The organism is Mesorhizobium intechi (genome assembly GCF_002879535.1).
GTDB classification, from domain to species: Bacteria; Pseudomonadota; Alphaproteobacteria; order Rhizobiales; family Rhizobiaceae; genus Mesorhizobium; species Mesorhizobium intechi.
This window is the reverse complement of the sequence record NZ_PNOT02000166.1, coordinates 1-7,601: the sequence shown is the minus strand read 5'-3', so window position 1 is coordinate 7,601 and position 7,601 is coordinate 1. Positions and strand designations below refer to the sequence as shown.

Below are 7,601 nucleotides of genomic sequence, written 5' to 3'. Positions count from 1 at the left end.
GGCTGGAAGTGCCGCATCCGCGTATGCTGGAGCGCGCTTTCGTGCTTGCGCCGCTGGCCGAGATCGCGCCGGATCTTGCCGTCGGCGGGCGAAGCGTGTCGGAGCGCCTGAGCGCCGTCGACGCCGCCGGCATCGAGCGGTTGCCGGCTGGTCGCGACTGGTGGCTGACCTAACGATCAGCCGGAAAAGCCGCCTTCGTCGAGAAACGCCTGCTCCTGCGGTGTCGTCTCGCGGCCAAGCATCCTGTTGCGATGCGGAAAGCGGCCGAAACGCTGGATGATGTCGCGATGCTCCAGTGCGTATTTCAGGTTGAACTCGGCCTTGGCGGTATGAAGTTCGACCGAAATGTCCTGGTCGGCGAGATCTTCCGAATGCTCGAACGGCAGGTACAGAAACACCCGCACCTCCGGTTCCAGCGCCAGGTCATGCCCGGCAGCGACCGCGTTTTGAGCAAAATGCTTCGCCAGCGGGTCGGTGGCAAACATATGGCCGGTGCCGCGGAAGCAATTGCGCGGAAACTGGTCGAGCAGGATCATCAGCGCCAGCGAACCTTCGGCATGGCCCGACCAGGCGTCGCATTCGCGCCGCGCGGCGGCATAGTGCAGGTCGAGAAAGCGATCGCGGAAATCGGCATCGAAAGCGTTATTCTTCTCGAACCATGCATCCTCGCCGGCGTCGCGCCAGAATTTGGTGACCGACAGGGCTCTGCTGTCCAATTCCATGTAGGATTCCTTGGTTCAATCGGCTGTCTCGGATTTGTGCAGAACGCCGGCCGTCTCCTCGTTGAGGGCCTGACCGGGGCGGCGCGGCGTGGAGAGCGGTGTGGGAATCGGCGTGCCGATATTGCCCCGCAGGAAGCGCTGGCCGGCGCGAATGCCTTTGGCGAGCTGGGTTTCGAAACGGTCGGTGTCACGACGCCTGACGTCCTCGATCGTTTCGGCCACGTCTTCGGGATCAACGCCGAGCGATTCCAGGGCCGAGCCGCCGAAAACCAGTGCCGATTCGAAGGTCTCGCGCAGCTGATAGTCGACGCCGGCGCGAATGAGCTGCAGCGCCGTGCCACGGTCGAAAGCCCGGGCCAGCACGGTGAGCAGAGGAAATTCGGCCTTGATTAACTGGGCGATGCGAACGGCCGCATCGGCCTTGTCGACGCAGATCAGCACGGCGCGGGCCCGGCCGGCGCCGGCCGCGTGCAGGATATCCAGCCGGGTGCCGTCGCCATAATAGACCTTGAAGCCGAAGTCGGCGGCCGCCTGGATCATCTCGACGTCGTTGTCGATGATCGACACATCGATGCCACGCAGCAGCAGCGGCTGGCTGGCGATCTGGCCGAAGCGGCCGAAACCGATGATCAGCACGCTGCCCGTCAGTCCGTCGGCGACGTCGACTCCGTCCAGCGACTGCTTGTCGCGCGGGGTGACCCGGCGCAAGGCGATGATCGCCAGCGGCGTCAGCACCATGGAAATGATGACGATCGCCGTCAGCGTCGCGTTGGCCTGGTTGTCGATGATGCCGACGGCAGCGGCGGCGGAGTAGAGGACGAAGGCGAATTCGCCGCCCTGTGCCATGAAGACCGCGCGTTCCAAGGCTTCGCGATGGCCGGTCTTGAGGATGCGGGCGACGATGTAGATGCCAAGAGCCTTCATGACCATGTAGGCGACGACATAGACGGCGATCAGCTTCCAGTTCGCGGCGACCACATGCAGGTCGAGCGACATGCCGACCGCGAGGAAGAATAGACCGAGCAGGATGCCGCGGAACGGCTCGATGTCGGCTTCCAGTTGATGACGGAAGGTCGATTCCGACAGAAGAACGCCGGCCAGGAAGGCACCCATCGCCATCGACAGGCCGCTGAGCTGCATGGTGAGCGCCGATCCGAGCACCACCAGCAGTGCCGCTGCCGTCATCACCTCGCGGGCACGGGCATCCGCCAGGATGCGGAAGAACGGGTTGAGCAGATAGCGCCCCGCCAGCACCAGTCCGACGATCGCGGCAAGGCCGATGCCGACCTCCGTCAGCCTTTCCGACAGGCTGGTGTCGGCGCCACCCGGCGCCAGGAACGCGATCAGGGCCAGCAGCGGCACGATGGCCAGATCTTCCAGCAGCAGGATGGAGACGATGCGCTGGCCTTTCGGCGAGGCGATTTCGCCGCGCTCCTCGAGAAGCTGCATAACGATCGCCGTCGAGGTCAGCACGAAACCAGCGCCGGCGACGAAGGACTGCGAGACCGGAAAACCGCCGGCCATTCCCACACCGGTCAACAGGACCGCGCAGACCCCGACCTGCAGCGCACCGAGCCCGAAGATTTCGCGCCGCAGGCCCCAAAGCCGCGACGGCTGCATTTCCAGCCCGATGATGAACAGGAACATGACGACGCCGAGTTCGGCGACGTGGAGGATGGCTCCCGATTCGGAAAAGATGCGAAGAGCAAACGGGCCGATCACCACGCCAGCCGCCAGATAGCCCAGGATCGAGCCAAGCCCCATGCGTTTGAAGATGGGGACGGCGACGACCCCCGCGGCAAGCAGCGCCACCACCTGAATGAGATCGCTGCCTGATGTTTCCGCTGCCATGCCTCTTGTCCCTATGTCCGACAGCACTCCTTGCATGCAGTTGGAGCGGGAGGCAAGGGCGGGGCGCCTGCCAGGACGGGTAGGGTGCCGTCGAAGCGTTTCCCTTTCTGGAACAACGGTCGCCGCTTGCCTGCCGGACGATTGGTATATATATCGGCAAGATGACTGATCGTTCGTCCTGGCCGTCTCCTGCGCGCCCCATTCCGATGGATGCGCTCAGCGAAGTCCTACAAGACTTTCGCTTGAGTGGCGTCAACTATGGCCGCTGCGAGCTCCGACATCCCTGGAGCATGGAATTTCCGCAACAATCGCTGCTTCGGTTTCACTTTGTCGGGCAGGGTCCATGCTGGATCCACACCGAAGCGCAAGGCTGGCAGGAGTTGCGCGATGGCGATCTGGCGCTGCTGCCGCAGGGCATTGCCCATCGGCTGTCCAGCGCGCCGGACGTTGCAGGCGGCTCGCTCGATGATTGCCGGGTGACCAAGTTGGGGAGCAACGTCTGCGAAGTCGTACGGGAAGGCACGGGCGCGACAAGCACGCTTTTCTGCGGCTCAATGGCCTTGGGCGCCTGTGCGTTAAACCCATTGATCACGCTGATGCCGCCTATCATCAAGGGTTGCGACGTGGCCGGCAACGACCCGGTCGTTGGCCCCTTGCTGGCGGCCATGACGGCGGAGGCCGCGCAACCGCAGATGGGCAGCGCCACCATCTTGTCGCGTATGGCGGACTTGCTGACAGCCCGGCTCATTCGCTGCTGGGTCAATTGCACGGGAGCTTCGACCACCGGTTGGCTCGCCGCCATCCGCGACCCCAATATTGGCCGTGCCCTGGCAGCCATGCACAGAGACCCCGGCCATAACTGGACGCTCGAAAGCCTCGCCAGCCTGGCAGGCCAATCGCGCTCGATTTTCGCCGAGCGCTTCAGCGCTGTACTGGGAGAAGGGGCGGCACACTATCTGGCTCGTTTGCGCATGCAGCTTGCCCGCGAGCTGTTGGGGCAAAACGGTTTGTCGGTGGCCGAGGTTGCTACCCGCCTGGGCTATGATTCCGAGGCCTCCTTCGCTCGCGCCTTCAAGCGCATCACCAATGTCTCCCCTGGCGTTGTGCGTCGCACAATTCCCGGACGAATAGACATGAATTTCGGATTTTGAGATACATTTCATCCGAACGGACTCGGCTATGAAGATCTCCAAACCTTGGAGATACATCCGTGACAGACACAACATTACAGCTCGAAGACGCGGCGATAGACGTTGATGCGGCCGCGCCGGCCACGTGGGGCGCAAGCACCTGGTTCGCGGTCATTTCATTGGCCGCCACCAGCTTTGCCCTGGTGTCGGCCGAATTCCTGCCGGCAGGTCTGCTGACACCACTGGCGCGCGATCTCGGTATCAGTGAAGGAACGGCTGGACAGGTCGTCACCGCCACCGCTTCCGTCGGCGCCGTGACGGCCATGTTGAGCAATGTTCTCATCGGCCGACTGAACCGCAAGGCAGTGCTGGTTGGTCTCAGCGCCCTGGCGGTCGGTTCCAATGTTCTTGCGGCGCTGGCGACCGATTTCTGGCTATTGTTGCTGGGTCGGGCCGGACTGGGGATCGCACTCAGCGCTTTCTGGGCACTTTCGGTCGCCGTGGTGGCGAGGCTGGTTGGCGCCAATGCGACTGGACGGGGCATGGCTATCGTCACCCTCGGCGTCTCGCTCGCAACCATTGCCGCACCGTCGATGGGCGCGTTGATCAGCGACTGGCTGGGTTGGCGCAGCGCCATGGCCATGACAGCAGGGTTGGCCTTGCTTGCCATGCTACTGCAGTTGCTTAGCCTGCCTTCTTTGCCTGCAACGGCAAGCAATAGTTTTGCAGACGTCCTTCGGCTGACACGGCGGCGTGGCATTCAACTTGGTATGCTTGCCATCCTTTTGCTGATGACGGGGCATTTTGCCGGCTCGGTCTATGTGCGTCCCTTCCTCGAACATGTGACGCTCCTGGCAACCGGGCCTATTGCCCTGGCGTTGCTCGGATTTGGGGTCGCCGCAGTGATCGGCAATATTGCCGGTGGCCGCCTGGCCGACGCCAATATCCACGTCGCTCTCGTGGTTACCGCCGCGTTGATGGCGGTTGCGTCGCTGTCATTGGTGCTTTGGGGCGCGCACATTGGCGTTGCCTTTGGCTTCGCGACGCTGTGGGGGTTCGCCTTCGGCATGGCGCCGGTGGTGTTGCCGACAAATCTCTCTCGCGCGGCGCCGGACAGGCTGGAAGCGGCGGGCAGCCTGATGGTCGCCTCTTTTCAGGTCGCCATCACCATCGGCGCGGTTGTCGGCGGCTATGTCGTGGACACCTATGGCCCTACAGCGCCTTTGACCGTGACTGCTATCCTTGCAGCATCGACAGGCGTTTTGGCGCTGCTACAGCCGCGCAGCTGAACTTTGCCGCCGCTGACACGGGCAGTCCATCTCCGGCCCCGACAATATTGCAGTCGCGTCACACAAGTTTACGCAATGCGCGCGTTGCTTGTTGCCACAATCGGAGGCTAAGGACGCTCGGCTTCGGCCATTGGAGGGTGTGAGCGACGATCAAGTCGCGCCCTTTTGAGGAGATGACTGACATGAAGAAGTTTTTGCTTGTTGCCGTCGGCCTGGCGGTGCTTGCCGGTTCGGCTTGCTCGAAGGCGCCGGAATGCACGGCCGAGATCGCGACCAAGAAGGCACAGGATATGGCCGCCGCACTGCAGGAAGCGATCACCAAGGATCCGTCCAAGGCAGCTGACTTGACCGCCAAGGTCCAGGCAGTGACAACCAAGTACCAGGGCACCACGACACTTGCCGACGCCTGCAAGGCGTATGACGAAGTGACGGCCGCCATCAAGGGCTAAGCGCCTTTCGATCGGTTCAAGGGGGCGGTGGCGATGGGCTGCCGCCTCTTTGCTTTTGAGGATGTGTTTGGGGGTAGGGCGCGAAAAGCGCTCAGTTCGGCGTGATGGAGCCGACTTCCACGGCATCGACGCGCTTCAGGCTCATTCCGATGACCGGCACGAGCTGATCCTGCACACGCACGGCAACCGTCACGGTCATCGAATTGTCGTCGGGAATGCGGGCTTGCATTACGCCGCGCAGTTGGTTGCGGTTGATGGTGAAGACCACCTTGCGGGCATCGACGACGTTGCCGCCGATGATGTCCAGGCCCGCACCGTCAGCGCCTCCCATGAAGGAACCCTTGTAATCGCGGCCCTTGCGCTCGATCTTGGCCGACATCGGCTGGGTGAACATACCGACCCGGCAGCCGCCATCGAGAGTCATGCCCATCTTGCCGTCCGGCGTGGAGCCGGTGAAGCTGCAGTTGAATTTCGTGCCCTTGTACTTGCCGGCCACGATTTCGCCCGGGCCGACCCATTTGCCTTCGGCCGACTGGAAGAACTGCTTGTCCGGCTCTGCGGCGGAAGCCCCCGAGGCGAGACCAACGACTGCTGTGATCGCAACGGCCAGGGGCAGGACGCTGGACAGAATTACGCTTTTCATCGACGACACCCGGCAACAAAGAGGCTGTTTGGAACCGGTTCGACCATGAAGAAGATTGGTTAATGCTTCGTCACTGCCAGGCCTTGAAACGGCAATCCGCTCATCGTCGGGAAGTGCCGGACGCTATTCGCCTGAATCCGGGGTTTCGGGGTCCTTCTTCGCGGCAAACGATGTCAATGCCGAGAGGAAATCGCCCAGTCCCGGGCGCTTCGCGGCGCTGAAAGGCAGGGGACGCGCGGTTTCCATCGCCGCGATGCCGATGCGCGCCGTCATCATGCCGTTGACGACGCCCTCGCCAAGCTTGGCCGAAAGCCGCGCCGCCAGGCCGTGGCCCACGATCTGCTGGACGAAACTGTCGCCGACGGCGATCGAGCCGGTGACCGCCAGATGCGCCAGCACGCTGCGCGCCAGGCGGAAGAACCCCAGCGTTCCCGGGCGTCCGCCATAGAGTTCCGAGAGACGGCGAATGAGGCGTCCGGCCTCGAACACGACATATGCGACATCGACGAGCGCGCGCGGGCTGACCGCCGTCACCAGCGAGACGCGTTTGGCGGCTTCGAGAATCATCACCTTGGCCTTGGCGTCGAGGGGGCCGAGGATTTCCGCTTCAGCCAGGCGCACCAGATTGCCGCCGTCGATGATTTCGCCGCGGAGCTCTGCCAGAGCGCGCCGGCCGGCCGCGGTCTCGGGCTTGGCCGCGACGAAAGCCGAAAGCTCGTCGACCACCGATCGTGCCGCCTTGGGGTCGTCGCGCGCGATGGCGTCGAGCGCCCGTTTTTGCAGTTTTTCGACTTCGGCAAGGCGGGCGATCGCAAGGAATTCGCGAATCAGGATCACCACGAGCGCCAATATCGCGAGCGCCGCCGTGCCAGCGGCCAGCCAGCCCAGCCATTCGGCGCGGGCGAAGAGATCGCGGATCAGCTTGTCGGTCCACAGGCCGACAGCCAGCGAAACCAGCACGCCGATGGCGCCGAAGAAGATGCTGCCGAACAACGAGCGTTTCCTGGGAGCGACGGCCGGTGGCGGTTCGGCGGCTACGATGTCGGGCACGTCGAAGACGTCGACTTCCGCCGGTATGACCAGCGCGACATCGGTCTTCAGCCCGCGGGTTTTGCGCGGGGGCTCGGCCTGCCGCGTCTTCGACGCTTCTTGTACTGGCGCGGCTTCCGGCTCGATGCGGAAGGCCGCCGGCTTGCGGGGCGCGGTCATGCCAGATGGTCTCCGATCAGGAACTGCAAGGCACGGTCGAGCCTGATATGCGGCAGAGACAGCGTGACGCCTTCGGCTGTGCGTTCCAGTTTTGGCGGGCGGAATCGAACAAAGCGGATTGCCGGCTCCGTGGAATCCTGGGCGTGGTCGGATCCGGAGACGTCGAACACCACATCAATCTTCTCCGGTAAATCACCGGGAAATATGGCAGTTTCTGTTTTTCCGTCGAACGTTTCGCCGTTGATCTTCTCGTCGGCGATCGGCGTGCCGATGATGACAGGCAACGTCTCGCGGCCTTGTTTGACCGT

Annotated in this window: 9 protein-coding genes; 4 read left to right on the top strand and 5 right to left on the bottom strand. The window is 63.3% G+C overall.

The window, feature by feature from the left end; genetic code table 11:
• On the top strand, positions 1-173 hold a 173-nt coding region (locus tag C1D09_RS13950), incomplete at its 5' end, for a 2-amino-4-hydroxy-6-hydroxymethyldihydropteridine diphosphokinase (protein ID WP_208760381.1).
• A gap of 3 nt (positions 174-176) precedes the next feature.
• On the opposite strand, the gene C1D09_RS13945 is transcribed toward C1D09_RS13950, so the two are convergent.
• Together C1D09_RS13945 and C1D09_RS13940 are read right to left on the bottom strand one after the other, a co-directional pair.
• On the bottom strand, positions 177-722 hold the full coding sequence (locus C1D09_RS13945) for a DUF924 family protein (protein ID WP_143974871.1): 546 nt from the start codon (positions 720-722) through the stop codon (positions 177-179).
• A gap of 15 nt (positions 723-737) precedes the next feature.
• Positions 738-2,573, bottom strand: a complete 1,836-nt coding sequence (locus C1D09_RS13940) for a monovalent cation:proton antiporter-2 (CPA2) family protein (RefSeq protein WP_143974870.1) — start codon at positions 2,571-2,573, stop codon at positions 738-740.
• Positions 2,574-2,734: 161 nt separating this feature from the next.
• Here C1D09_RS13940 and C1D09_RS13935 point away from each other — a divergent pair, with 161 nt between their 5' ends.
• The 3 genes from C1D09_RS13935 to C1D09_RS13925 all read left to right on the top strand — a co-directional run bounded on the left by C1D09_RS13935 (position 2,735) and on the right by C1D09_RS13925 (position 5,441).
• Complete coding sequence (locus tag C1D09_RS13935) at positions 2,735-3,724, top strand: AraC family transcriptional regulator (RefSeq protein WP_208760380.1); 990 nt, start codon at positions 2,735-2,737, stop codon at positions 3,722-3,724.
• Positions 3,725-3,783: 59 nt separating this feature from the next.
• Complete coding sequence (locus C1D09_RS13930) at positions 3,784-4,992, top strand: MFS transporter (protein WP_143974868.1); 1,209 nt, start codon at positions 3,784-3,786, stop codon at positions 4,990-4,992.
• 182 nt (positions 4,993-5,174) lie between these two features.
• Entirely contained in the window at positions 5,175-5,441 is a 267-nt protein-coding gene (locus C1D09_RS13925; RefSeq protein ID WP_019858327.1) for a hypothetical protein, read from the top strand.
• Positions 5,442-5,532: 91 nt separating this feature from the next.
• Here the strand turns inward: C1D09_RS13925 and C1D09_RS13920 are convergent, their stop codons facing one another.
• From C1D09_RS13920 to C1D09_RS13910, 3 genes are all read right to left on the bottom strand, one after another.
• Positions 5,533-6,084, bottom strand: coding sequence for a hypothetical protein (locus C1D09_RS13920; RefSeq protein ID WP_143974867.1), 552 nt, complete (start codon positions 6,082-6,084; stop codon positions 5,533-5,535).
• 123 nt (positions 6,085-6,207) lie between these two features.
• A complete protein-coding gene (locus tag C1D09_RS13915; RefSeq protein ID WP_143974866.1) occupies positions 6,208-7,293 on the bottom strand; it encodes a YcjF family protein in 1,086 nt (361 codons plus the stop codon).
• Positions 7,290-7,601 (bottom strand): YcjX family protein (locus C1D09_RS13910; protein WP_167514602.1); only part of this gene is annotated, 312 nt, incomplete at its 5' end. The genes C1D09_RS13915 and C1D09_RS13910, both read right to left, overlap by 4 nt.

Bases quoted from the DNA above. Each gene is read 5' to 3' on its own strand.
- C1D09_RS13945 (WP_143974871.1), bottom strand. From the start codon at position 722: ATGGAATTGGACAGCAGAGCCCTGTCGGTCACCAAATTCTGGCGCGAC.
- C1D09_RS13940 (WP_143974870.1), bottom strand. From the start codon at position 2,573: ATGGCAGCGGAAACATCAGGCAGCGATCTCATTCAGGTGGTGGCGCTG.
- C1D09_RS13935 (WP_208760380.1), top strand. From the start codon at position 2,735: ATGACTGATCGTTCGTCCTGGCCGTCTCCTGCGCGCCCCATTCCGATG.
- C1D09_RS13925 (WP_019858327.1), top strand. From the start codon at position 5,175: ATGAAGAAGTTTTTGCTTGTTGCCGTCGGCCTGGCGGTGCTTGCCGGT.
- C1D09_RS13920 (WP_143974867.1), bottom strand. From the start codon at position 6,084: ATGAAAAGCGTAATTCTGTCCAGCGTCCTGCCCCTGGCCGTTGCGATC.
- C1D09_RS13915 (WP_143974866.1), bottom strand. From the start codon at position 7,293: ATGACCGCGCCCCGCAAGCCGGCGGCCTTCCGCATCGAGCCGGAAGCC.